This is a genomic window from Lacticaseibacillus songhuajiangensis, assembly GCF_003946025.1.
GTDB lineage: Bacteria > Bacillota > Bacilli > Lactobacillales > Lactobacillaceae > Lacticaseibacillus > Lacticaseibacillus songhuajiangensis.
The window spans coordinates 19,653-44,123 of record NZ_RHNR01000016.1; the positions used below are offsets into that span (position 1 = coordinate 19,653).

21 protein-coding genes are annotated in these 24,471 nt (G+C 54.4%); 15 read left to right on the top strand and 6 right to left on the bottom strand.

All coding sequences use genetic code 11. The features are described 5' to 3' along the window. Positions 1 to 43: 43 nt before the first annotated feature. The 6 genes from EKM97_RS05505 (at position 44) to nagA (ending at position 5,610) form a co-directional block, all read left to right on the top strand. Positions 44 to 1,219 (top strand): SIS domain-containing protein, encoded by a 1,176-nt coding sequence (locus EKM97_RS05505; protein WP_125571345.1) that lies wholly within the window; start codon positions 44 to 46, stop codon positions 1,217 to 1,219. A gap of 231 nt (positions 1,220 to 1,450) precedes the next feature. Beyond that, on the top strand, positions 1,451 to 1,930 hold the full coding sequence (locus EKM97_RS05510; protein ID WP_125571346.1) for a PTS system mannose/fructose/N-acetylgalactosamine-transporter subunit IIB: 480 nt from the start codon (positions 1,451 to 1,453) through the stop codon (positions 1,928 to 1,930). Between the two features lie 110 nt (positions 1,931 to 2,040). Next, complete coding sequence (locus EKM97_RS05515; RefSeq protein ID WP_125571349.1) at positions 2,041 to 2,937, top strand: PTS mannose/fructose/sorbose/N-acetylgalactosamine transporter subunit IIC; 897 nt, start codon at positions 2,041 to 2,043, stop codon at positions 2,935 to 2,937. Further along, positions 2,924 to 3,736 carry a PTS system mannose/fructose/sorbose family transporter subunit IID gene (locus EKM97_RS05520; protein ID WP_125571351.1) on the top strand — a complete coding sequence of 271 codons (813 nt, stop codon included), beginning with the start codon at positions 2,924 to 2,926 and terminating at the stop codon, positions 3,734 to 3,736. The genes EKM97_RS05515 and EKM97_RS05520 overlap by 14 nt, the downstream gene beginning before the upstream one ends. Before the next feature lie 117 nt (positions 3,737 to 3,853). Continuing rightward, the gene (locus tag EKM97_RS05525) at positions 3,854 to 4,237 is read left to right on the top strand and encodes a PTS sugar transporter subunit IIA (protein WP_125571353.1); all 384 of its coding nucleotides are present in this window, start codon (positions 3,854 to 3,856) and stop codon (positions 4,235 to 4,237) included. Positions 4,238 to 4,452: 215 nt separating this feature from the next. Continuing rightward, positions 4,453 to 5,610 (top strand): N-acetylglucosamine-6-phosphate deacetylase, encoded by a 1,158-nt coding sequence (gene nagA, locus EKM97_RS05530; protein ID WP_125571354.1) that lies wholly within the window; start codon positions 4,453 to 4,455, stop codon positions 5,608 to 5,610. A gap of 939 nt (positions 5,611 to 6,549) precedes the next feature. Here the strand turns inward: nagA and EKM97_RS05535 are convergent. Beyond that, positions 6,550 to 7,983 carry a nicotinate phosphoribosyltransferase gene (locus EKM97_RS05535; RefSeq protein ID WP_125571356.1) on the bottom strand — a complete coding sequence of 478 codons (1,434 nt, stop codon included), beginning with the start codon at positions 7,981 to 7,983 and terminating at the stop codon, positions 6,550 to 6,552. Between the two features lie 175 nt (positions 7,984 to 8,158). On the opposite strand from EKM97_RS05535, the gene EKM97_RS05540 reads away from it, so the two are divergent. The 6 genes from EKM97_RS05540 to EKM97_RS05565 all read left to right on the top strand — a co-directional run bounded on the left by EKM97_RS05540 (position 8,159) and on the right by EKM97_RS05565 (position 13,283). Continuing rightward, positions 8,159 to 8,668 (top strand): transcription repressor NadR, encoded by a 510-nt coding sequence (locus EKM97_RS05540; protein WP_125571358.1) that lies wholly within the window; start codon positions 8,159 to 8,161, stop codon positions 8,666 to 8,668. 254 nt (positions 8,669 to 8,922) lie between these two features. Beyond that, positions 8,923 to 10,047, top strand: a complete 1,125-nt coding sequence (locus tag EKM97_RS05545; protein WP_125571385.1) for an MFS transporter — start codon at positions 8,923 to 8,925, stop codon at positions 10,045 to 10,047. Between the two features lie 112 nt (positions 10,048 to 10,159). Beyond that, the gene (locus EKM97_RS05550; RefSeq protein WP_125571360.1) at positions 10,160 to 11,020 is read left to right on the top strand and encodes an aldo/keto reductase; all 861 of its coding nucleotides are present in this window, start codon (positions 10,160 to 10,162) and stop codon (positions 11,018 to 11,020) included. Positions 11,021 to 11,153: 133 nt separating this feature from the next. Further along, entirely contained in the window at positions 11,154 to 11,501 is a 348-nt protein-coding gene (locus tag EKM97_RS05555) for a hypothetical protein (protein WP_125571363.1), read from the top strand. Between the two features lie 274 nt (positions 11,502 to 11,775). Further along, positions 11,776 to 12,489, top strand: a complete 714-nt coding sequence (locus EKM97_RS05560) for a metal ABC transporter ATP-binding protein (protein WP_125571364.1) — start codon at positions 11,776 to 11,778, stop codon at positions 12,487 to 12,489. After that, complete coding sequence (locus tag EKM97_RS05565; protein ID WP_125571366.1) at positions 12,489 to 13,283, top strand: metal ABC transporter permease; 795 nt, start codon at positions 12,489 to 12,491, stop codon at positions 13,281 to 13,283. The genes EKM97_RS05560 and EKM97_RS05565 overlap by 1 nt, the downstream gene beginning before the upstream one ends. A 659-nt stretch (positions 13,284 to 13,942) precedes the next feature. On the opposite strand, the gene EKM97_RS05570 is transcribed toward EKM97_RS05565, so the two are convergent. Beyond that, positions 13,943 to 14,506 carry a TetR/AcrR family transcriptional regulator gene (locus EKM97_RS05570; RefSeq protein WP_125571368.1) on the bottom strand — a complete coding sequence of 188 codons (564 nt, stop codon included), beginning with the start codon at positions 14,504 to 14,506 and terminating at the stop codon, positions 13,943 to 13,945. A 262-nt stretch (positions 14,507 to 14,768) separates the two neighbouring features. Here EKM97_RS05570 and EKM97_RS05575 point away from each other — a divergent pair, with 262 nt between their 5' ends. Further along, positions 14,769 to 16,796 carry a hypothetical protein gene (locus tag EKM97_RS05575; protein WP_225419218.1) on the top strand — a complete coding sequence of 676 codons (2,028 nt, stop codon included), beginning with the start codon at positions 14,769 to 14,771 and terminating at the stop codon, positions 16,794 to 16,796. Positions 16,797 to 17,751: 955 nt separating this feature from the next. Here EKM97_RS05575 and EKM97_RS05580 read toward each other — a convergent pair. From EKM97_RS05580 to pepF, 4 genes are all read right to left on the bottom strand, one after another. Beyond that, a complete protein-coding gene (locus EKM97_RS05580) occupies positions 17,752 to 18,174 on the bottom strand; it encodes a hypothetical protein (RefSeq protein ID WP_125571372.1) in 423 nt (140 codons plus the stop codon). A gap of 11 nt (positions 18,175 to 18,185) precedes the next feature. Next, a complete protein-coding gene (locus EKM97_RS05585; protein ID WP_125571374.1) occupies positions 18,186 to 18,809 on the bottom strand; it encodes a GyrI-like domain-containing protein in 624 nt (207 codons plus the stop codon). Then, positions 18,802 to 19,686, bottom strand: coding sequence for an NAD(P)-dependent oxidoreductase (locus EKM97_RS05590; protein ID WP_125571376.1), 885 nt, complete (start codon positions 19,684 to 19,686; stop codon positions 18,802 to 18,804). The genes EKM97_RS05585 and EKM97_RS05590 overlap by 8 nt, the downstream gene beginning before the upstream one ends. Before the next feature lie 100 nt (positions 19,687 to 19,786). Next, positions 19,787 to 21,604: an oligoendopeptidase F gene (gene pepF / locus EKM97_RS05595; RefSeq protein WP_125571378.1), complete on the bottom strand. Its 1,818-nt coding sequence runs from the start codon at positions 21,602 to 21,604 to the stop codon at positions 19,787 to 19,789. Positions 21,605 to 21,793: 189 nt separating this feature from the next. On the opposite strand from pepF, the gene EKM97_RS05600 reads away from it, so the two are divergent. Both EKM97_RS05600 and EKM97_RS05605 read left to right on the top strand, forming a co-directional pair. Further along, positions 21,794 to 22,873 (top strand): LCP family protein, encoded by a 1,080-nt coding sequence (locus EKM97_RS05600; protein ID WP_125571379.1) that lies wholly within the window; start codon positions 21,794 to 21,796, stop codon positions 22,871 to 22,873. Positions 22,874 to 23,161: 288 nt separating this feature from the next. After that, complete coding sequence (locus EKM97_RS05605; protein ID WP_125571381.1) at positions 23,162 to 24,379, top strand: MFS transporter; 1,218 nt, start codon at positions 23,162 to 23,164, stop codon at positions 24,377 to 24,379. The last annotated feature ends 92 nt before the right edge of the window (positions 24,380 to 24,471 follow it).

Sequence of the window (24,471 nt, forward strand, 5' to 3'; positions counted from 1 at the left end):
AAGCAAGAGCGCTGGATAGCGTCCGATTATAGGAGGAAGTATTGTGTTTGAGAAATCTGTAGATGAACTGACCAAGATGGGTGCCCAGATTACCACCAAGGAAATCAAGCAGCAGCCAGAACTTTGGGAGGAAGCCTTCGCGAACTACACGAAGAACAAGTCCGCCATCACAAGCTTCCTTGCAAAAGTTGAGGAAGCGGCAGCTGGCAAGACCGTCCGCGTCATTTTCACGGGTGCTGGTACGAGTGCTTACACCGGCGATACGGTAACGCCTTACCTGAACAAGAACGGCAAACGTTCCGCCTTCCGCTTTGAATCAATCGCAACCACGGACATCGTTTCCGCGCCTTACGATTTTCTTGAAGCCGACACACCAACCGTGCTTGTCTCCTTTGCCCGCAGTGGTAACTCACCAGAATCCGTTAAGGCCGTTGAACTGACCGAACAGATTGTGAAGAACTTGCACCAGATTACCATCACCTGTGCACCAGATGGTCACCTGGCTCAGCACGCTGAAGGCGAAGACAGCAACCTGCTTTTGCTCCAGCCTGCCGGCTCCAACGACAAGGGTTTTGCCATGACCGGGAGCTTCTCTTGCATGGCCCTCACCGCAATGCTCGTGTTCGACCAGAGCAGCGAAGACGACAAGGCTGCTTACGTGAAGACCATCGTCAACATGGGTCATGAAGTGATCAGCCGCGAAGCTGAAATCCAGAACCTGGTGGACGAAGACTTCGACCGCATTACCTACCTTGGTAGCGGCAGTCTTGGTGGCCTGACACGTGAAGCACAGCTCAAGGTGCTGGAACTGACTGCCGGCCAGCTGGCAACCATCTTCGACACTTCCATGGGCTTCCGTCACGGTCCTAAGTCCTTCGTTAACGGCAAGACCTTGGTCTTCGACTTCCTGAGCAATAACCAGTACACCCGTCAGTACGACGTGGATGTGATGGAAGAAATCAACGGTGACAAGATTGCTAAGCGCATCGTGGCCGTTGGGACTAGCCAGGACAACGACTTCTCCGGCGAAAACTTCCTGTTCGCTACCGGCGACAAGAACTTGCCAGAAGGTTACCAGGCACTGCCAGACGTCATGTTTGCCCAGACACTGGCACTGCTCAGCTCCATCAAGGTTGGCAACCTGCCTGACACCCCATCACCATCCGGCACTGTTAACCGTGTTGTTAAGGGCGTTATCCTGCACGACTACGCAGGCTAAAACGTGGTCTCGCCCGCTTGCGGGCGACTGCAATTATTCGATTAAGCTGATGCCAATATGTGATGACGCGCACGTTTTCCACCTAGTCGCGCGTCGGTGGGCGCACCGCCCCAAGGCGCAGCTGCTTAACTAAGGGTTCCACGCCGTAAAAGGCACAATTATCTTTCACTTATTCATTCAGGGTAGCGGCGCAGCAAAATGCACTACTGCCCAACCATAGGAGGAATGGTTATGGCAATTATCGCTACACGTATTGATGGTCGCCTGGTCCACGGGCAGGTTGCTAACCTGTGGACGACCAAGTTGCAGGCAAGCCGCATTATGGTTGTCGACGACAAGGTTTCAAAGAGCGCTGTCGAAAAGAGTGGTCTGCGGATGGCAGCCCCAGCGAGTGTTCGACTTTCCGTTTTGGACGTCAACACAGCTGCTGCACACATCTTGGCACACAAGTACGACTCCCAGCGGATGTTCATTGTGGCTAAGAAGCCGCAAACTCTGCTCGCCCTGGTTAAGGCCGGCGTTGAGATCAAAGAAATCAACGTTGGGAACATGTCTCAGACCGACGAAACTCGTTCTTTGACCAAGTCAATCAACGTGGTTGACGATGATGTTAAGGCTTTTGAAGAACTCGACAAGCTTGGCGTTCACCTGATTGCCCAGATGGTACCAGGGGACAACCCAACAGAGTTCATGAGCTTGCTCAAGAAGTAAGGTTGCTTAGGGGATGCGCGGCAACATTTATTGCAGAAATTATTAATTTTGGCTGGGCTTAATCGCCCATTCGCCGCGCCCTCCGTCATGTTTTAAAGGAGGAAGAAACAATGCACATTGCATGGTGGCAGATTTTACTGCTTACACTGTACGCTGGCTACCAGATCCTTGACGAACTGCAGATTTACTCTTCATTGAGTGCACCTGTATTCGCTGGTCTGTTTGCTGGTTTGGTCATGGGTGACGTTAAAGCCGGTTTGATTATCGGTGGTAGCATGCAGCTTACCGTTCTCGGGGTTGGTACCTTCGGTGGTGCTTCCCGTATTGACGCCAACACCGGTACCGTTATCGCGGTTGCCTTCTCCATTGGTGCCGGCATGGACCCACAGGCTGCGATTGCCGCAGTTGCCGTTCCAGTTGCTAGTCTGATGATTTACATGGATATCCTGGGTCGTTTCACCAACACCTTCTTTGCACACCGGATCGATGCGCAGGTTGAGAAGATGAACTACAAGGGTATCGAGCGTTACTTCCTGGCTGGTGCCCTGCCATGGGCCCTGTCCCGGATGATTCCTGTTGGTTTGGGTCTGACCCTTGGTGGTGGCTTCATTTCCAAGGTTGTCGCATGGCTTAACGGCCCTGCTAAGTGGCTTGGTGATGGTCTTACCGTTGCTGGTGCTGTTCTGCCAGCCGTTGGTTTTGCCATCCTGCTCCGTTACCTGCCAATCAAGAAGCACTTCCCATACCTGATTCTTGGTTTCACATTCACAATGCTGATGACTGTTCTGTTCGGTAGTGTTCAGACTCTTGGCACCGGCCTCGCCGCTGTTTCCAAGTCCTTCACGACTACATTCAACGGTCTGTCCATGCTCGCAATTGCGTTCATCGGTTTCGCTCTGGCTGCAATGGCCTACCAGCGTGCTGTAAGCGCACCTAAGGCCGCACCAAAGGCTGAAGCGCAGAGCAATGATTCTACAGAGGGGGAAATCGAAGATGACGAACTCTAATTACAAATTAACTGACAAAGACTTCAACCAGATCAACCGTCGTAGCCTCTTCGGTTTCCAACTTGGTTGGAACTACGAACGGATGCAAGGTTCAGGTTACCTTTACCACATCCTGCCACAGCTGCGGAAGATCTACGGGGATGACACGCCTGAACTCAAAAAGATGATGAAGACGCACACCCAATTCTTCAACACTTCCAACTTCTTCAACACCATCATTACTGGTATTGACCTGGCTGTTGAAGAAAAAGAAGGGATTGCCGGTGAAGACACCGTTACTGGTATCAAGACCGGGCTGATGGGTTCCTTCGCCGCTATCGGTGACTCCATCTTCGCTTCCCTGGTACCTGCAATCTTCGGTGCGATTGCTGCCAACATGGCCGCAAAGGGTAACCCAACTGGTATCTTCATTTGGATTCTTGCCCAACTCGCAATCAACGTCTTCCGTTGGAAGCAGCTGCGTCTGGCTTACAACCAGGGGGTTTCCCTCGTGACGACCATGCAGCACCAGCTGTCTAGCTTGACTGACGCTGCGACCATGATGGGTACCTTCATGGTTGGGGCACTGGTTGCCACGATGATTAACGTTCAGTTCGCTTGGGCACCAAAGATTGGGTCCGTGCCACTGAACATCCAGAACAACCTGGACATGATCCTGCCAAAGCTCCTTCCAGCACTGATTGTTGGTGCTATCTACTGGATGCTGGGTAAGAAGCACATGACCTCCACCAAGGCCATCTTCATTGTGCTGATTGTCTCCGTTGTACTGGCTGCACTGGGCGTAATTGCTAAGGGTTAGTCAAGAATCGTGAGTTGGGACTTAAGCAGACGCCGCGTGCGCGTTACAATGTAATCGCAGTCAAAAGTTTGACCGCAACTCACAAATTGCAAATTATTTTGAAAAGAGGACATTAATATGAGCGAATTGGTACTGATTAGTCACGGTCAGTTCTGCACGGAACTGAAGAAGAGCGCAGAAATGATCATGGGACCCCAAGACAACATCCACACGGTGGGTCTGCTGCCTAACGAAGGTCCTGAAGATTTCCGTGCCAAATTCGAACAGGTAACTGCTGACCTCGGTGATTTCACCGTGTTCGCTGACCTGATGGGTGGTACACCTTGCAACGTTGCTGCGCGGATTCTGATGGAAGGCAAGGGGAGTTACGACCTGTACGCCGGCATGAACCTGCCAATGGTCATCAGCTTCATCAACGCCGCAATGCTGGGTAGCGAACCTAACATCATCGACGAAAGCAAGGCCGGCGTTGTGCACGTCAACGATGTCCTGCCAAAGTAAGGCGCAAGAACACTCCGACGCTAAAACAATAAGCAAATAGTGCAAAATGTGGTCGGTAACCGTTGTGGGGACCGGCCACATTTTACTTAAGCTACCGACATGAAAAAAAGCTAAAAATCTGCGCATTAGCCGTAGATGTCTAGACCAAAATGGTACAATATAAGACGTATGAAAGCGCCAGCAACTGTCAAAACACAGATGGGAGATTGTGATTAATGAGTTACTACATTCACGCTGCTAAGTTCTTCTTGAAGAACGTCACCGAAAACGGTGGCTACCTCGAAATTACCGATGACGGTAAGTTCGGTGACTACCTGCCAGCCGGCCAGAAGCCTGAAGGCGAAATCAAGGATCTTGGCAATAAGTGGATTGCACCAGGTCTTGTGGACACCCATATCCACGGCCTGTTGGGTCACGACGTTATGGACAACGATTGGGACGCCATCTCCGAGATGTCTGAAGGCCTCCTCAAGTGTGGTGTGACCTCATGGCTGCCAACGACTTTGACTGGTTCTTTCGACCAGCTCAACGCCGTCTGCAAGACCATCGGGGACCACGCCGGCGAAGAAAAGGGTGCGAAGATTCAGGGTATTTACTTCGAAGGTCCTTACTTCACAACCGAACACAAGGGTGCCCAGAACCCGAAGTACTTCAAGGATCCTTCCACTGAAGAATTCGATGCCTGGGAAGACAGCGCCAAGGGTCTCCTGCAGAAGATTGCCATTGCGCCAGAACGCAAGGGTGCCGTTGACTTTACCAAGCACGTTACCGGTGCCGGTAAGGTTGTCGCTCTGGGTCACTCCAGCGCAACTTTTGAAGAAGCAAAGGCCTGCATCGAAGCCGGTGCGTCCGTCTTCACTCACACCTTCAACGGGATGAGTGGTCTTAACCACCGCGAACCCGGCATGGTTGGTGCCGCAATGTTCACGCAGGTCGTTGATGACGAACTCATCTGCGACGGCCACCACGTCCGTCCAGAAGTCGCAGCTTCCCTGATTCGCGAGAAGACTCCTGAACACGTTGCCCTCATCACCGACTGCATGCGTGCCGGCTTGATGCCAGACGGCGACTACGTACTGGGTGAATTTCCAGTGGTCGTTAAGGACGGCATGGCCAAGCTCAAGGGCGGCGCACACAGCCTCGCTGGTTCCATCCTCAAGCTCAACGATGCCATTAAGAACGTTGTTGACTGGAATGGCAACACGCCTGAAGAAGCTGTCCTGATGGCTTCTTACGTACCTGCTAAGTCCTGCAAGGTCGAAAATGCTTGTGGGAGCATCCTGCCAGGCCGCGACGCAGACTTCATCGTCTTGGACCCTGACATGAGCCTTGCCGCAACTTACCTCAATGGTGAATCCCGTTACGAAGCTTAATTGCAGCACAACAAAAGCCACTCGCAAGAGTGGCTTTTTTGATGTCGCTGTCCGTCAGCGACAGCGTTTCAGTGACGAAGTCACGCTGGGCCTCTTTGGTGTTTTCATGACGCCGTTAGGCGGTGGAGTCGGTAACTCCGGTGGTGGTGCGCTTGGGCTGCGCTTCGGGAACTCCGTCGGGCGGGGACCGCTTCAGCCCACTATCGCGGTCTTCCGCTGGCAGAGTTGCCGCAAGAACGGCGTCAACTCCGCGCTCCCGAGATGATTGTGTGCAGCCACGACGGCAAATACGGCCGTCCTGTCTCCAAACAATCATCTTTTCGCCCGACTCCGTTCCCTGCGCCCTTCGGTGTCCGTCTCTCTACGCGCTAAAGCGCGAGGTCGACTGGCTTCGCCCAAGCACACCACCACCTCCGTGGCCGACACGTTACTGAGTGGCAACCCCCACAGAGACTGGGCGACGAACTTCCAACACTGTTAAAGGCCGCGATAACGGTTCTCAATGTGTGCGGTAAGCAGACATGTTGATTCCTGCGTCGACATTTCCCAGTACTTGTCCATGTGTTTGGTGTTTTCGCCAGCGTGGTCTGAAACTTTCACCACCATAGTCATGTGAATGCGCGTCGGAACTGGGTCGGATTCGCGGCAGCGGACGGGAAGGGTGTGCGTGCCCACGAAAATGGCAGTGTATGTTTCGCACATGAACTTCGTGCGAAATGTACACCGCCATTTTCGTTAGGAGCGGGATTTTGCCGGTGGGTTTGCGGCAAAATCACCAGTGGAAGACAGCACAGCTGGCTGGAACGGTCCCACGCACACCCTTCCCGGGAGCGTAGCAAATCCGGCCCAGTTCCGACCTTCGGTCTAACCACTATTTTCAATTCCTGCATCCTTGCGGATGAAAGTTTAACGACTTACGCTGACGAACGGCGACAAGAACTAGCGTGCTTTGTGCTGTTCAATCAGGTCAGACTGCAGTTTTGCCAAGGCGGGTGTGATGTAGACGCAGTAGGTGTCCGGGTTGACCAGGCGCTTAGTGGCAGCCGGCAACTCTGCTAGTCGCTGCTTGCTGAAGGCCTGGATAGCGAAGACATCGGTCTCCTCGTGTGGAGTTGTGTGGAGGTCGAAGACTTCCTGCAACCCGTGTGCTTCGACGTCAGTCAGGAACGCGTCCTTTTGAGTTGCTAGTGGGTCTGCGTTGATGACGGGCATGCTGCTGAGTGCCTCGATGTCTTCGTCGGCCAGGGCAATGAGGTCTGCGAAGGCTTGAGTGGTCCCCTTGTGGTAGAGGCGGTAAACCGCCTTGATGCCGGGCAGGGTTGTCTTACTGCGGGTGCCGCTGACCTTGATCTTCGGAATCAGCTGGCCATCATGTTCGGTGGCAGCTAGCTTGTAGACGCCGCTGAGCACTGGAGAAGAGGCGCTGGTAATCAGCATTTCGCCGATCCCGAAGTTGTCGATGGGTGCGCCTTCACTGAGTAAGGAAGACATGACCTGCTCATCCAGTGCGTTGCTGGCCGTGATTTTGGCTTCAGGGAAACCAGCGGCATCCAGCAGTGCGCGCGTTTTGTGTGCCAAGGTGGTGATGTCGCCGGAGTCGATGCGGACACCGACTGGTTTGTGGCCGGTCGCTGCCAGTTCGTGGAAGACTGTGATTGCGTTCGGAACGCCGGATTGCAGAACGTCGTAAGTGTCAACGAGCAGCGCGCAGTTGTCTGGGTACAACTTGGCCCAAGCACGGAAGGCATCCAGTTCGCTAGGGAAAGATTCAATCCAGCTATGCGCCCTGGTTCCGGCTGCCGGGATGCCGAATTCTTTAGCGGCCAGTACGTTGGAGGTACTGCTGCAGCCGCCAATGATAGCAGCGCGGCTACCGTAGATGGCCGCGTCTGGCCCTTGCGCGCGGCGAGCGCCGAATTCCATAACTGGTCGGTTGCCTGCGGCGGCGCAGATGCGGCGCGCCTTGGTAGCAATCAAGCTTTGGTGATTCAAAATGTTGAGCAGCAGTGTTTCCAGCAGCTGGGCTTGAACTAGCGGGCCGGTGACCGTGATGAGTGGTTCACGCGGGAAGACCGGCGTGCCTTCAGGAATCGCGGTGATACTGCAGTCGAGTTTGAAGTCAGTCAGTTGGGCTAGGAAGTCTGCGCTGAACAGGTGCAGGTTGCGCAGGTAATCAATGTCATCCGCATCAAAGTGAAATTGCCGCAGGGCGTCTAGCACTTGCGCCAAGCCAGCGGCGATGACGAAACTACCGTGATCGGGAACGTTGCGATAGAAGATGTCGAAAGTTGCCCGGTCGTGGGCGAGTTCCGCCTGAAACCCGTTGGCCATGGTGAATTCGTACAAATCCGTTAAAAGTGATAAATTACGCATGCTGACTCCTTTAGACAGCTTTTCGAATACGCGTCGTGAGGCTACGAACACGTCGAATGTGTCTTGACAGTTAATTTTGCTGTTGTAAGTGTAGCATACTTTCAGCAAAGCGGGTGCGGAAATACTATCACTACTTGGTAAACTGGGTTAAAATGACTGCAGAGGTGAAATAGTTATGGTAACGAGTGCGGAAAGACAGACCCATATTAAGAACCGCCTGCTCGCGGGCGGCAAAGCAATTAGTGCCGGTGCGTTTGCGAAGGAACTGGGCGTGAGTCGGCAGACCGTGGTGGGCGACATTGCGCTGCTCCGGGCGCGGGGCGAGAAAATCATTGCCCAGCCGCGCGGGTATACCTATGAGCACCCCAGCGCACGGACGGCCATCATTGTCTGCAAGCACATGCCAGCAGACGCTAGAGATGAATTACTGCGCATTGTGAACGAGGGCGGGGTCGTGAAGGACGTCATGATTGACCACCCACTTTATGGGCAGCTGCGCGGATCGCTGGAAATTGCCACGGTCAGTGACGTGAACCACTTCATCAAAAAGATGGAAGCCAACAAGGGCATGATGCTCTCCAGTTTGACCAGTGGTATCCACACACACACGATTGCTTATGACAACGAAGCGCAACTCGAGCGCATCAAGGCATCACTACGCTCCGCATGGTACCTGTACGAATAAACTTGACAAATGAAACTGAATGCGGTGAACTTAACCCTATCAAATGTGTCTTGACACATTTGATAGGGTTTCTTTTTATTCGTCAAGTGTACTTTGGTATCCCTGCTACCGGCCGGAGCGGAGTTCAATGTGCAGATTGGCAGGACATTGCTATTTTATTATGACTGCATATAGGGGTAGAGACTTTGGAAATTTCAATTAAAGAACATGCTCGTCTGGTGACGGGAGTCGGCGTTGCCTGGCTATTTGACGCGATGGATGTTGGCTTGCTGTCATTTGTCATCGCCGCCGTGAAGGGCGAATGGCATCTGAATTCGGTCCAGATGGGCTGGATCGGTAGTGTCAGTTCGCTGGGCATGGCCATTGGGGCCATTGCCTTTGGGATTATGGCGGACCGCATTGGCCGCAAGAAAGTGTTGCTCATTACCTTACTGCTGTTTTCGCTCGGGTCATTCGCATCCGCGTTTGCGACCGGGCTCGGTGTCTTCTTGGCACTGCGCTTACTGATTGGGGCCGGACTGGGCGGCGAATTGCCCGTTGCCTCAACACTAGTGTCCGAAAGCGTTGCGCCGCAGCACCGCGGCCGTAGCGTCGTGCTGCTGGAAAGTTTCTGGGCAGCGGGATGGCTCGTTGCCGCGCTAATCTCCTACTTTGTGATGCCGACCTGGGGCTGGCGCATTGCGCTGGTCATTACCGGGCTGTGCGCACTATACGGCTTGTACCTGCGCGAGGGGATTGCCGAATCGCCGCAATTTACCGGAAATAACAAGCGGGCCGGCTTCTTCAGCAGCCTCAAGAGTATCTGGCAAAAGACTTATGTCAAAGCGACCGTTATGCTCTGGACAGTCTGGTTCATGGTCGTTTTCTCTTATTACGGAATGTTCCTGTGGCTGCCGAGTGTCATGGTCATGAAGGGGTTCTCGATGATTGACAGCTTCGGCTACGTGCTGGTGATGACGCTGGCGCAATTGCCGGGTTACTTCACCGCAGCTTGGTTAATCGAAAAATGGGGGCGCAAGAAAGTACTGGCGACCTTTCTGCTCGGCACCGCCGTTTTTGCGTTTGGCTTTGGGACCGCAACGAGCACCGCGTTGCTAATCACTTGCGGCATCATGCTGAGCTTCTTCAACCTGGGGGCATGGGGCGCACTTTATGCTTACAGTCCAGAACAATACCCAAGCAGCGTCCGCAGTAGCGGCAGCGGGTTGGCCGCGGGTGTGGGCCGTATTGGCGGAATTGTGGGGCCATTATTTGTGGGCGCACTGCTTGCCCGCGGTGCCAGTTTTGCCCTCATCTTTGGCGTGTTTACCGCCGCCATTTTGATTGCGGTGCTCGCCGTGATTTTCCTGGGAACCGAAACGATGGCCAAGCGAGCGTAAGTGCAGAAGCCCAAATCTGTCCGTGAATTTGAACGTGCGTGGCGTTGATACTGTGCTAAAGTAAGCGTAGATACTTGTAAACGTGATGATTCAATTAGGAGGATTCCACAAGATGGCACATTTGACTAAGCTTACGGATACTTACACACTCAGTAACGGCGTTGAAATTCCAATTGTCGGCTTCGGTACTTGGCAGACACCTGATGGCCAGGTGGCCAAGCAGTCCGTTGAATGGGCACTGCAGGCAGGCTACCGGCACATCGATACCGCTGCAGCCTACGGAAACGAAGCCAGTGTTGGTGAAGGTCTCAAGGCTAGCGGCTTGAACCGCCACGACTACTTCCTGACCACCAAGCTCTGGAACGATTCTCACTCTTACGACAAGGCGATGAGTGCCATTGACACTTCCCTGCAGAAGCTGGGCACGGACTACGTGGACCTTTACTTGATCCACTGGGGCAACCCAATTGGTTTCCGCGACCACTGGCAGGAAGCGAACGCTGACACCTGGCGCGCGATGGAAGACATTTTGAAGTCTGGTAAGGCCCGCGCCATTGGGGTTTCCAACTTCCGCCCTAAGCACTTGGATGAATTGATGAAGACGGCGAGCGTGACCCCAATGGTCAACCAGAACTTCCTCAACCCAAGTGACTTGCAGCCAGAAGTCACGGCCTGGAATAAGGCTCACAACGTCCTCAACGAAGCTTACAGCCCGCTTGGCACCGGCAAAATTTTTGCCAGCGAGAAGTTGCAGAAGATGGCTGACCGTTACGGCAAGTCCGTCGCGCAGCTGGTTCTGCGCTGGAGCCTGCAGCACGACTTCCTGCCACTGCCAAAGTCTGTGCACCAGGGCCGGATTGAAGAAAATGGCCAGCTGTTTGACTTTGAAATCAGCCACCACGACATGGAAACTATCGACAGCCTGCACGGCGTAGCTGGTTTGGCAAATGACCCAGATACCGCAAACTTCTAGCATTTAATGAAATAAAAGTGACCTCAGACGCTTGTGAAGCGCTTGAGGTCACTTTGTGTTTTAGTGAGCTGTGGTAGAATACTTACTATGTAAAAGCGCGGCACAGTGGCCGCATTAAGTGAGGAATAAATTAATGTACGAAATTACCAAGAAACACCGTGTGAGTCCTGCCGTTGAAAAGGCATTTCCTGCAGAAGTCATTAAACAGATTTGGCAGGTTGTCGGCCTGATGGCCAAGGCGGGCCAGATTGTCACCTCACCAGTAGCCATCATTTTCTCTGATGACTTCACCGATGACGAATGCTACGCCATGATGATTCAGGGCGACGTTGCGCCCGCACAGGAATTCCCAATTGCCTACTCCGGCGAGAAGACCTTCCTTGGTCACGCCTGGATTCTGATTGTGAAGGATCGGCCGCAGACGATCACCATCGACTTCTCTGAAGCTAACGACTTGCCTGACGAGTTGAAGAACCTGTGAGATAGGCTGCAATTCAGGGCGTTTAGACGCGGAGCACAAGCTGCCAGCAGGTTAAATCCCAGGCTTGGGATTTTGCCTGCTGGTAGTTTGTGCAGTAGGCGTCTGCCCTGAATTGCGCGACTGCGCTGTGTCTCGCGTTGCAGCTTGTTGGCACTTGCACCTGCCAGCAATGAGTTTTACAGCACCGCGTGATTGGGATACACTTACTTTTGAATAGCGTAACTGAATGGGGTTGCGGCCTGGACGGCGCAGCCCCTTTGCACTTGAGGTGGACATGACAAAAGCAATTCTTTCTGTGGAACACATGCAGTTCGGGTGGAACGACCGCCAGCTGTTTAACGATTTGAATTTTGCACTAACTCCTGGCACGATGACCTCGGTTATCGGCCCGAATGGTGTGGGTAAAACCACGCTGATTCGTCTGCTGATGGGGCAGTTGCAGCCGGCGGCCGGTAAAATTGTGTGGGGCACGGATCCTGCGGTGAAGGTTGGCTACGTGCCGCAATTCCGGAATCTCGATGATGAGTACCCGCTGTCCATTCGCTCGTTCGTGCAACTGAGCCAGCTCGGGAGTATTTTGCCGTGGCACCACGCCGCCGAGAAAAAACGGCTGGACGAAGTGCTGGAACAGACCCACCTCACGCACCTGGCGAACCAGCGCTTGGGGATGGCCAGCGGCGGGGAGAAGCAGAAGGCTTACCTCGCACAGGCACTCATCGCGCACCCCAATTTCTTGATTCTGGACGAAGCGACGGCGAGCCTGGACGTGGCGACTAAGGTTGAACTGATGGACCTGGTGGCCGAAATCAACCAGAAGACTAATCTCACGGTGCTTTTTGTGACGCACGACCTGCAGCTGGCCAAGGACTACACCCAGCAGTACTTGCTGCTGGATGGTAGCGGCGCGCAACTGCAGCCGATTGCGAACATGAATCCTGAACGGATGCCGGCAGAACTGCGGGCGGTCGTGGAAACGGAGGAGAAGTGATGCTGCACTACGCGTTTATGCAAAATGCCTTTCTGGCCAGCACCTTTATCGCCATCGCGGCCGGCGTGGTCGGCGTCTTCGTGACGGCCCGCTCGACGAGTTTCTTGGCGCACACCTTGAGTGAAATCGGCTTTGCCGGCGCGGCCTTTGCGGTTTGCGTGGGCATTCAGCCACTTGTGGGGATGTTGCTGTTCACGATGCTGTCGGCCGTCACGGTTGGCCGCATGTCGACCAAACAGTCGCGGCGCGAGGCGTCGACCTCCGCTGTGTCCAGCCTTTTCGTTGGTTTGGGGATTCTGTTTCTGTCGCTGTCGAGTTCGAGTTCCAGTTACGCCACCTCAATTCTGTTCGGGAGCATCGTTGGCATTTCGCGAGCGGAAGTCTGGCAACTCGTGGCGCTGGCGAGCTTCGTGCTCATCACCGTGCTCATCAGTTACCGCTGGTTGGCGTTTGATAGTTTTGACGCGGTGGGGGCGAATGCTCGCGGACTGAAGACGAGCTTTATTTCAATCTTCTTCCTGATTATTTTGGCCATCGCGGTCTCAACGGGGGCACAAATTGTGGGGAGCTTGCTGGTCTTCATTCTGCTGACTTTGCCGAGTTCCGCCGCTAAATACCTTGGCAAGACGCTGCCACAGATGTTGCTCATTTCGGTTGCGGGTGCACTCATTGGTGTGTGGCTCGGACTGGTGCTGGCGTACTACACGAACTGGCCGGTGACCTTCTTCATCTCCGTCATCGAATGCCTCTTCTATCTGGCTGCACTGCAGTACCATAAGTGGCGGATGGCCTAATGGGCTAACTGCGAGGATAGCCGTAATTCCGGCACAGAGGCGCTTGGTTTCCGCGGTTGAGGACTGCGTGGCGGGGACCGTTCGGGCCTCCTTTGGAGTCCTTCACTGGCGATTTTGCCGCAAGCCCAGCGTCAAAATGCGCACTCCCGCGAATCATGTATGAAGCTCCGGCAAAAACCGGCCGGATCTCCAAACATGATTCGTTGCGCCACTCCGTCCTCAATCGCTACAACCAAGCACCTCTGTACCTCTGTGCTCAATTCACCACTCAGGTTGTGAAGGGGATAGACGGTGGAATCCAGTAATACTCCTGCGTGTAGTGAGTGCTCGTCGAGACTGGGGTGGGGTGGTGTAGCGTGCGGGTAGGTTGTGCGTGAATACAGAAAAAGCGATGGTATGTTGCGCGCGATTTTCGTGCAATGTACCACCACTTTTTTGTTAGGAGCGAGATTTTGACGTTGGTTTTGCGGCAAAATCGCCAGTGGAAGACGGCATAGCCGGCTGAAACGGTCCCACGCACAAAACCCTACCCGCATGCGAAGCCAACCCGCCCCAGTCCCGACACCTCTTTCAAAAAAGCCAAAGCAAAAGGCCCCAGCGATGATTAAACCCGCTGAGGCCTTTGAATGATTGCAGAACGAACTAAGCCCGTCTGAAAATTAGACTGGTCGTGTGATAGCAGCGTAAATCAGTTCCCGAACAGGCTGAAAGTTGTCCGTGACTTCACCCGCACGCACCGCGAGTACGTGGGCGTGGAGCGCGCCAAAAGTGACGCCCATGATAACGGATGGCGCGACCGGACGCATGATGTTCTCTGCTTGAGCCCTTTTGATCAGACTGATAGGCGCAATGAGCTCCTCATCCTCATTGTCTTTATTGAGCCATGCCAGGTTCGGCATGCTCTTCAGTTGTCTGAGCACTTCAAAGGTTGCAAAATCACGCTCGGCAAAGCGATACATGTTGTCGATGTACAACTTGATGGCACTGCGCGTGTCGAGCCCCACAATAGAGTCGAAGCTGTTGCGCATGCGCTCTTGCGCCGTGCTGTACACTTGGGCAATCATATAGTCTTTGTTTTTGAAGTAGATGTAGATGTTCGACTGGGCGATGCCGACCTTCTTGGCAACCTTAGTTGTCGTGACTGATCCAGCCCCGTCCTGGAGAATTAATTCTTGTGCTGCGGCGATGATGTTTTGGAATTTCTCCGGATCTTTTTTCTTCATAATAACAATATTAATGTGTGTATCTGCAAAAAACAAGTTTCACAAAAGATAGTAGTATCAGTAATGGAACCCGCTATTGCAAAAACAATTAGATAACGTACATTGTACCGGCATTGAGTCTAATATGAAAGCAAAAATTTTGTTCAAGAAGTTTACTAAAAATCGCATAAATGCTTTAGTAAACGACAAAATACAGCGCTTTCATGATATAGTAGTGCTGTTGCTTGGTATTGGGCTCGCCATGATGGCTGGAGGAATGAACATGAGTTTTGAGTACTCGTTGCGTTACACACTGGATCCGCGGACGAACACACCGCAAAAAGATGACCTGCTACTGAAGTTTTGTGAAGAAGGACGCGTCGACAACGTCGCTTTCTTCATCAATCCAGAGGAACTAAACCACAGTCACCTGACCGCGGCGCAGACGCAGGTGTGGCTCGATGCCATTCGGCCCCTGAGCGAACGACTGGCTAAAGTAGGCGTCAGCACCAGTCTCAATCCATGGACGACCATCATGCACAGTGATCGCGGCCAGGTTGTGAATCCTGAAATCGGCTTTTCGACCCTGGTGGACGTGAACGGGCACCAAGCCCACTCGATGGCTTGCCCAGGTGATCAGGTGTGGCGGGACTACCTGAGTGCCCGCTACGCGCAGTACGCGACCGTGCACCCCAAGGAGTTGTGGCTAGAAGATGACTTCCGCCACTACAACCATTCACCGCTGAAGCTCGCGTGCTTCTGCCCCCGCCACATGCGTCTGTACGCGGAAAAATTGGGTCGGGACGTGACGCGTGCGGAGTTCGTTAAGGAAATGTTGCAGCCGGGTGAACCAACACCGGCCCGCAAGGCCTACTTGGATGTGGCGCGTGAAGAGATGAAGGTCACGGTGCACCAGATTGAACAGGCGGTGCACGCGGTGTCCCCCGAAACGAATTTGGCACAGATGACGAGTTTTCCCGATTGGCACGCCATGGAAGGCCGCGATTGGGACGGATTGTTCGATAACCTGCGCGGCGCCGGGCACCCCCGCGTTGCTCGGCCACATCTGCCGGCTTACAACGAAGTGGCACCGCTCAAGTACGGCCGCGTCTTTGAGGACTACACCCGCACCACAGCAGCGTACCTGGGTGATGACGCGCAGCTCTGGCCAGAACTCGAAAGTTACATGTACTCACCATTCGTGAAGTCCCGCAAGTTCACGCAGATGCAGATTGAAACGGCTGCGTTGGTCGGTGCCAAGGGTATTTTGCTCAACCTCTTTGACATGATTGGCAATGGCATCGACGAGTCCTATGGGTATGCCAAAATGCTGGCGGACAGTAAGGACTTCCTGAACCGTATCAGCGAGCAGCGTCTGCAGATGCAAAAGTTGCGCGGCATTCGCGTGCTGGTGAGTCAGGATTCCGCCTACACGCTGCACACGGCCAAGGGGGCGGTGCCGGAAGAACTGCTGCCTAAGGAGACGTCCTGGGCAGCGCTGCTTAGCCAGTTTGGGATGGCGACGACCATCACGCCATGGCGTCAGGATAGCGTCTATCAGGGTGAGCAGTTGGCAGTTAGCGGGCAGTTCTTACGCAATTTGAGCAACGAGCAGGTTGAGCAACTGCTTACGGACAACACGGTGCTGCTGGATGGCGATAGTGTTGCGGTCATCGTGGAACGCAACCTCGGCCGTCTGCTCCATATTGAGAATGCGCAGTGGCGGCCAGTCCGGACCGGCTATCAAACTTACGAAGCAGCTGACGGGCACACAGCAGAAGGCGTGGTCGCACCACGCATCACGATGTTGCAACACGTGGGCGATTACTACCAGATTAAGTACGACGCGGGTAGTGATGTGGATGTTTGGAGTCATGCTTACAACGAAGTGCACGAACAGCTGGGCAATGTCATGAGCATCATTGATGGGCACATCATCGTGCTGCCGCTTGGCAGTGATCCGAAGTACGGCTGGGAAGCTGAGTATGTCGGCTTCCGGCAGGCGTTGTTGCAGCAAGCACTAGATACGGTTGGTGCCAGCGACTACCTACGCGGCATGCCAAACGTCAAACTGAACGTGCTGGCGGACCATGCGTGCACTACTTTGTGGTTGGCTAACTTTACGCTGGATGACTACGAGCAGATTGTTTGGCATTCTGGTAAGCCGGTTGCGGCAGACAGCGCGCGCCTGATCATCCGGCGCGGCGCCAACAGTATCGAGCAGACCGTTGCCTTGCAGCACGACGGCGCGGACATCCGCATCGCACATCCACTGCGGGCGCTGGAGACGGTACAGCTGATTATTGAGTAAATAGGCTGAAGCTGTTCGTCAGTGTAAGTGTTGAAACTTTCAATCAAGTCATCCGCAAGGATGAAAATAGTGGTTAGACCGAAGGTCGGAACTGGGCCGGATTTGCTACGCTCCCGGGAAGGGTGTGCGTGGGACCGTTCCAGCCAGCTCCGCTGTCTTCCACTGGCGATTTTGCCGCAAACCCGGCGTCAAAATCACGCTCCTAACGAAAATGGCAGTGTACATTTCACACGAAGTTCATGTGTGAAACATACACTGTCATTTTCGTGGTCACGCACACCCCTCCCGTCCGCTGCCGCCAATCCGGCCCAGTTCCGACGCGCATTCACGCGAGTTTGGTGGTGAAAGTTCCTGGCCTCAGTGGCGAGAGAACCGGCCAAGGATGGAGACGTGATTGAGTAGTGGCTGGCATCGTGAGCAGTTCATCCAACTTATCGAACACGCTGAATACCTTTACCGTGCGGAATACAGGCATTTCGTAAGCATTCAATTGTGCAATCTGTAGACAGTTAAATATTAACCTCAACATTTCGGTGCGCTGTCACGGTCTCTGTGGTGTTTTCTGTTTAGTAATGTGTCGGCCATGGAGGCGTGAGTGTGCTTGGGCGCAGCGAAGGGAACGGAGTCGGGCGACAAGATAATCTGCAGTGTATGCCCGGTGTGGGTTTTGCCGGGTGTACACCGCAGATTATCTCAGGAGCGCAGATTTGACGCGGGTTTGCGGCAAATCTGCCAGCGGAAGACGGCGAAGCCAGTCGACCTCGCGCTTTAGCGCGTAGTGAGACGGACACCGTAGGGCCGCCTGGAGCGGTCCCGCCCGACGTAGTTCACCAGAGCGCAGCCCAAGCGCACTCATGCCGGAGTTGCCGACCCCACCACCCACTTCGTGGCCGTGAAAACACCAAAGCAGACCGTCGCGACTCCGTCGCCAAAATGCTTACGCTGATGGACAACGTTAGGCACGCTTGGTGAAGTAACGCCAGATCCAGTACGGAATGAACAAGATTGGCGAAATGAGCACAATCAGGATGGAGAGAGCGAACTCGACCAGCACATCGCCGAGCGCGTCGAGGTTGCCGCTGGTGAAGATGAAGCCTTTTGACTTCGGGTACTTGGTGATTTCTTCAGTCGTTGGCTTTTCTTCATCGGGATTGTCAGCCTCTTGACGCTGCTTTTGCAGCTTACGCGGCGTGGTATTCACCAGACCATGCTGCATCCACTTGAGCGTGTTTGTGAAGTACGGTCCCGTTAGCAGGAAGCTGATGAGCAGGTATAAGTCCATCCAGTTGGGCCGCAAATCGAGGCCGCCCATTTGGCCGAGGTGGAAAAAGAGCAGCAGGACGAGAAAGCCCGGAATCAGTCTGAGTCTAGATTTCAAAAAGAGTCTCCTTACTTGGTTTTGAGGCGCAACAGCGTTTTGAGTTTGTCAGGTGCTGTTTTGCGGAAGTCGCTAATGTAGATTTCTTGGTGCTGGTAGCCGCCGAATTGACCGCGCTGCAGGTCGGCATCCTTGATCAGGGTCTCCAGCTTAGCAAAAGTTTCACCCTCCGTTGCGAAGGGGCCGACATGGACAGCCTGTGCGACCGTTTGCGCAGGTACTTCGGCGAATTGGACATCGCCAATGCGCGGGTTCTTTTTCTTTGCGAGCGCCTGCTGCTGGTACTTTGCGAAGAGTTCCGGCGTCACTGCAGCAGGCTGGCGCAACATGATGCGGTATACCAGGGCGTCCTTGTTCAGCTTGTCGCCGCGGGAGCCATCGCTGGTCGTCCAGAGGCCGGCAAGCGGGTAGACCGTGTACTCGAACGGCTCACCCGTGATTTCGCCGCGCTTGAAAGCCATCCGTAGGGCGTAAGCGACTGGATACAAGGCGCTTATATCGGCACTGAAATTCGGTTTGTTCGGATCACCCGCGCCTTCCAGGTAAATGTACTTGCTGGCGGGAATCGTGGTCAACTCAGGCTGTTTGGGGAAGTAGCGCGCTTTTTCGGCTTTACGCCATTCGTATTTAGTCATGAGGATTGTCCTTCCAGCCGGGGTAGAGTTTGATGAGCGCTTGGGTGCCGTCATTGCCGTGGCCCGCGTCAACCAATTGTTCATAGAGCTGTTTAGCTGCCGCCGTTGCCGGCAATTCCAAGTGCATGCGCTCGGCCTCGTCCAGCGCAATGCGCAGGTCCTTCAGGAAGTGCTTGGCGAAAAAGCCTGGGGTATAGTCACCAGCCAAAATGCGCGGACCGTAGTTAGTGAGAGACCAGTTAGCTGCGGCACCGCCACCAACTGTGGCGAGGACGTCCTCGAGGTTAAGCCCAGCGGCCTTGGCGTAGGCCAGCGTTTCAGTGAGACCGGTCATGGTGCCGGCGACCATAATTTGGTTGGCCATTTTCGCATGCTGGCCGCTTCCGGCGGTGCCAAAGTAATGCGTCTGGCTGCCAATCACATCAAAAATGGGCTGCAACTGCGGCAACGCCGCCTGATCGCCGCCGACCATGATGGTGAGCGTGCCGTTCTGGGCACCGATGTCGCCACCCGAAACTGGTGCGTCGACGGCGGCGGTACCGCGCTGACCAGCTGCCGCGGCAATTTTGCGGGCGAGTGTTGGCGTGCTGGTCGTCATGTCCACGACGATGCTCCCGGCCTGAGCGCCGGCCAAAATGCCCTGCTCGCTAAAGTACACATCCGCGACGTCCTGCGGAAAACCGACCATCGAGAAAGTGATGGGGGCGTCTGCCGCCACCTTGGCAGGGCTGGCTGCCCAGCGCGCACCGGCATCGATGAGCCCCTGTGCGTGGGCTTTCGTGCGGTTGTAGATGGTCACCTCGTAGCCTGCCTTGAGCAGATTTTTGATGATTCCGGTGCCCATGACACCTGTACCGACAAAACCAATTCGTTCCATGAGCCGTCTTCCTTTCGTGTTTGCACGTTTACCTTCATTTTAGCGCATTAGAAAAGGAATCGGCGTGGACGCCGATTCCTTTCTTTGAACTTTTTGCGCGCTACTTCAATTCTGCAGTTAACTGCTCGAGTTCGTCCAAACGCTTTTCAAACTGCGCGAAGGCGGCGTCTAGGTAGTCGCCGGTGGTCATGTCGACGCCGGCAAGCTGCATGGTTTCGATGGCGTCCTTACAACTGCCACTCTTCAGGTAGTTCAGGTAGGCGTCCGTTGCGCCAGGCACGCCGCTGACGATGCGGCCGGACAGCGCGTTGGCGGCGGCGAAACCGGTGGCGTACTGGTAGACGTAGTAGTTGTAGTAGAAGTGCGGGATGCGGGCCCATTCGAGGCTGATTTCAGGGTCGCGTTCCAGTGCGGGACCGTAGTACTTGGCGTTCAGATCACCGTAGTAAGCAGACATGGCGTCGGCGGTCAGAGCGGCGCCAGCCTGATCCTGCTGGTGGATCCAGTGCTCGAATTCAGCAAACTGGGTCTGGCGGAACATCGTGCCCTTGAAGCCATCCAGGTAGTAGTTGAGGATGAACGCGCGCGTCTTCTTGTCCGTCTGCGTTTTGAGCAGGTAGTCTGTCAGCAGCGCCTCGTTGGTTGTGGACGCGATTTCGGCGACGAAGATTGGGTAGTCGCCGTACTGGTATGGCTGGTTGTGGCGCGTGTACCAGGAGTGCACGGAGTGGCCGGTTTCGTGGACCAGTGTGTACAGCGAGTCCAGGGAGTCGTGCCAGTTGTGCAAAATGTAAGGGTCGGTGTCGTAGGAACCACCAGAGTAAGCCCCACTGCGCTTATTTTTGTTTTCGATGAAGTCAATCACGCGGTCATTAAAGATGTGGTCAACGTGCTTGCCGTAATCTTCGCCGAGGATGGCCAGGGCCTTTTTGCCCTCAACCTTGGCCTCGTCGATGGTGTAAGACAGGGATGGTTCACCGGTAATTGGGGTGTAAAGGTCGTAGGAGTGCAGCTCGTCCAGCCCCAAAATGCGCTTGCGCAGTGCCACATAGCGGTGCAGCAACGGCAAGTGGGCGTTCACGCGTTCCACCAAGGTGTCGTAGACGCTCTCAGGGATGGCGTTGCTGGCCAGGGCCGCCGCGCGCGCGGAGTCGTACTTGTGGGCGCTGGCAAGGAAGTTGTGCGCCTTGACGTTCCCCACGAGGGTGCTGGCAAAAGTATGCTTCAGACCATCGTAGGCGCTGTACATGGTGTCGAATGCGCCTTCGCGAACGTCGCGGTTGGTGCTGTTAATGAGCTGGCTGTAAATCCCGTGGGAAAGTTGCACCCAGTTGCCGTCTTCGTCTTCAACCATGCCGAATTCCATGTCGGAGTTGTTGAGCACGCCGAAGGTATCAGAGCTGGCGTCCAGGGCGTCACCAGCGGCGGAAATCAGTGCCTCTTTGTCGGCGGACAGCACGTGACCACGAGAGCGGGTCAGCACCGTCAGCAGGTGGGCGTACTGGGCCAGCTCCGCATTATCTTTCTCCCACTGTGTCAGCGTGTCTTCGTCAATGGCGAGCAGTTCCGGCTGCATGAAGGCCGAGTTGGTCGAGTAACTGGTGGCCAGCTTGCCCGCACGGGCGTACATCGCTTGGTAGGTACCATCGGCGGTGTCCTGGTTGCTCTTCATGCTGGCGTAAACGTAGAGCTTTTCCAGTTCCCGCTGGGCTGCTAGCACTGGCTTCAGGACACTGAGCAGGGCAACGCTGCCTGCGCCCAGTTTGCCTTGCAAGCTACTGAGTTGTTCAATATCCGCACTGGCGGTCTTGAAAGCATCCTCCCAGGCGGCATCTGTTGGGTAAATCCGCGTCAGATCCCACGTTAAGGCCGTTGGTACCTCATCTCGTTTTGGCAATTCTTGAACCAATCCAATCATCTCCATCTCAATATTTGGCCCAATGATAGCACAATTACGAAACTTTAAGGAAAATATGAGTCACTTCCCGCATAAATTTGCTAAAATATCATTGACTATGTGCATCATTTTGCAGGAAAACCAAGCTGCGGCGGCTGATTGCGCCGTTGCCAATTCAAAAAATCATATCCCCGAGAACGAAGGTAGAAGATGGAAAACAAGAGAAGACCGCGTAAGCCGGAACGGCAGCTTACGCAGCATCGCCTGTTGCGCTTAGTGCTGCTCGCACTGGCGGGCCTATTATTTGTGGTGGGTGCGTACGGATTCCGGATGTACAACGATGCCCGTAACACGGTGAACAACAGTTTCGTCCAGATTGCCGGGCGTAAGCAAACGAAGAAAATTAAGGCGACCAAGCCACTGTCCTTCCTCTTAATCGGGACTGACACTGGGGCCCTCGGGCGTAAAGAAAAACTCGCGAACTCCGACACGCTGATGGTCGTGACCATCAACCCGAAGACGAACAAGACGACGATTGTCAGTGTTCCGCGAGACACCATGGCGCAGATTCAGGACGGCACGACGAACAATATTCAGAAGATTAACGCGTCCTTCATGGCCGGCGGTTCAACCTGCGCCGTGAAGACTGTCGAGAAACTCCTGAACCTGAAGATTGACTACTACGTGACCGTCAACATGGGCGGCCTATCCAAAATTGTCGATGCGGTCGGCGGTGTCGACGTCGACGTGCCATTCTCCTGGAGTGATCCGAGCCACGATGGCGGGACCTTCAAGAAGGGCAAGGCGCACCTCAATGGTGCCCGCGCCCTGCAGTTTGCGCGGATGCGCTACAAGGATCCAGACGGCGACAACGGTCGGCAGCGGCGTCAGCAGCAGGTCATCATGGCGATTGTGAAGGCCATTCTGAGTGCCAACTCGCTGACCAACTACAAGTCGGTTCTGTCTTCCCTGAAGGGCAACCTGCAGATGAACCTGACTTTTGATAACCTCGTCAGCATTGCTAACGGTTACCGCAACGCGGCTAAGCACGTAACGAAGACGCAGATTAAGGAAAATGGCGCCTGGATTGGTGATGCTTCTTACCAGATTGCGTCAACCAAGGAACTGCAGCGCGTGAGCGACATGCTGCGCACCCAGATGGGTGAAAGCAAGGAAACCCTGGATAACGAGAATGTTCGTCAGAACAAGTTGAACTCCAGTTTTGACTTCAGCTCGGGGAACAATCCGCGCTATTACATCTTTGATCAGTATGGAAATATTTTGAAATAAGCATTTTGTCAGGCTGAGTAGCCATCCGTAATTCAAGGTGGTTGCTCGGCCTTTTGCGTTCACCAAATTGACGCTACTGGGTGCGCAAGTTATGCTTTAGCTTGTAAGTGCAAGCGTTGGGATTGGGTGCCGCGTCCGTGAAATTACAAAGTCCGTGGATGGCGCCAGCACGCAAATCGGTGCCGCTTGCAAAAGATGTGAGTACAAGTGTCTTCACAAAAAATTCACACTTTTTCGGTAAACCGGTATACTAGCGGTATTTATTGAAAGATGAGGAGGCAGTAAGTAATGGATGATGCGCAACGTGAGAAGGGGCCGTGGCGGCGGAACCTGTATATACTCTGGGGCTGTACTTTCGTTGCGGGGATTGCCTTCAGTGAAATCATGCCCTTCATGTCACTCTATGTGAGTCAACTTGGGCATTTTAATAAGGAACAAGTTTCTTTTTACAGTGGTCTGGTTTACGCTGCGACCTTCCTGGTGACGGCGATTGTGTCCCCAATTTGGGGCAATCTGGCCGACAAAAAGGGCCGCAAAATCATGCTAATCCGTGCGTCCCTCGGGACCGCGGTCGCGATGTTTCTGATGGGGCTGGCCACCAACGTCTGGTCGCTCATTGCGTTTCGCGCGCTGCAAGGTTTGTTTGCGGGCTTTATTTCAAACGCGCAAGCCCTTGTCGCTTCGCAGACGCCGCGCAAGTACGCCGGGCGCGCACTCGGGACACTGGTCACGGGGTCGACGTCGGGGATGCTAATGGGACCGATTGTCGGTGGTTTTCTGGCGCAGGTTTTCTCAATTCGCAACACCTTCTTCATTACGGCGGTGCTGCTGCTGATTACCTGCATTTTGTCGGCGGTGCTGGTCCAGGAATACTTCGTGCCGGTTGAACACCCCAAGGGCGAAAAGCACCAGAGTTTGCTCAGCCAATTTGATAATCCCAAATTAATCATTATCCTGTTGTGCTCAACTTTGATTGTGCAACTTGGTAACGCGTCCATTTCACCGATTATCAGTCTGTACGTCCGGGAACTCATGCACTACCGTGGTCCAATCACGGTGGTGGCGGGGATTATCGCGGCACTGCCGGGGATTTCCAACATTTTGATGGCCCCACGTCTAGGGCGCTACGGTGACCACCACGGCTCTGGGAAGGTGCTGATTGCCGGTTACCTTTTCGCGGTGCTGGTTTACATTCCGCAAGGTTTTGTCACCAGCGTGGTCGCGCTGGGTGCACTGCGGTTCCTGGTCGGGGTTTCCGATGGGGCGTTGTTCCCGACAATCCAAACACTGTTGACGAAGAATTCGCCGGTGAGTGCGACGAGTGCCATTTTCTCTTGGAACCAATCCTTCCAAGCGCTGGGTAATATGTTCGGTGCGTTCCTTGGTGGCGCGCTGGCCGGGATCTTTGACTACAACGTCGTTTTCATCTCGACCGCAGCGATGCTGCTACTGAACTTCGTTATCCTGTGGTTCACCGAACCCAGTCTGCGCGGTAAAAAGGCATAGTTACTTTCCGTCAGTGTAAGCGCTGAAAATACCATCCGCAAGGATGGCTTCTATGAAAATCGACCGAAGGTCGGGCCTGGGGCAGATTAGCT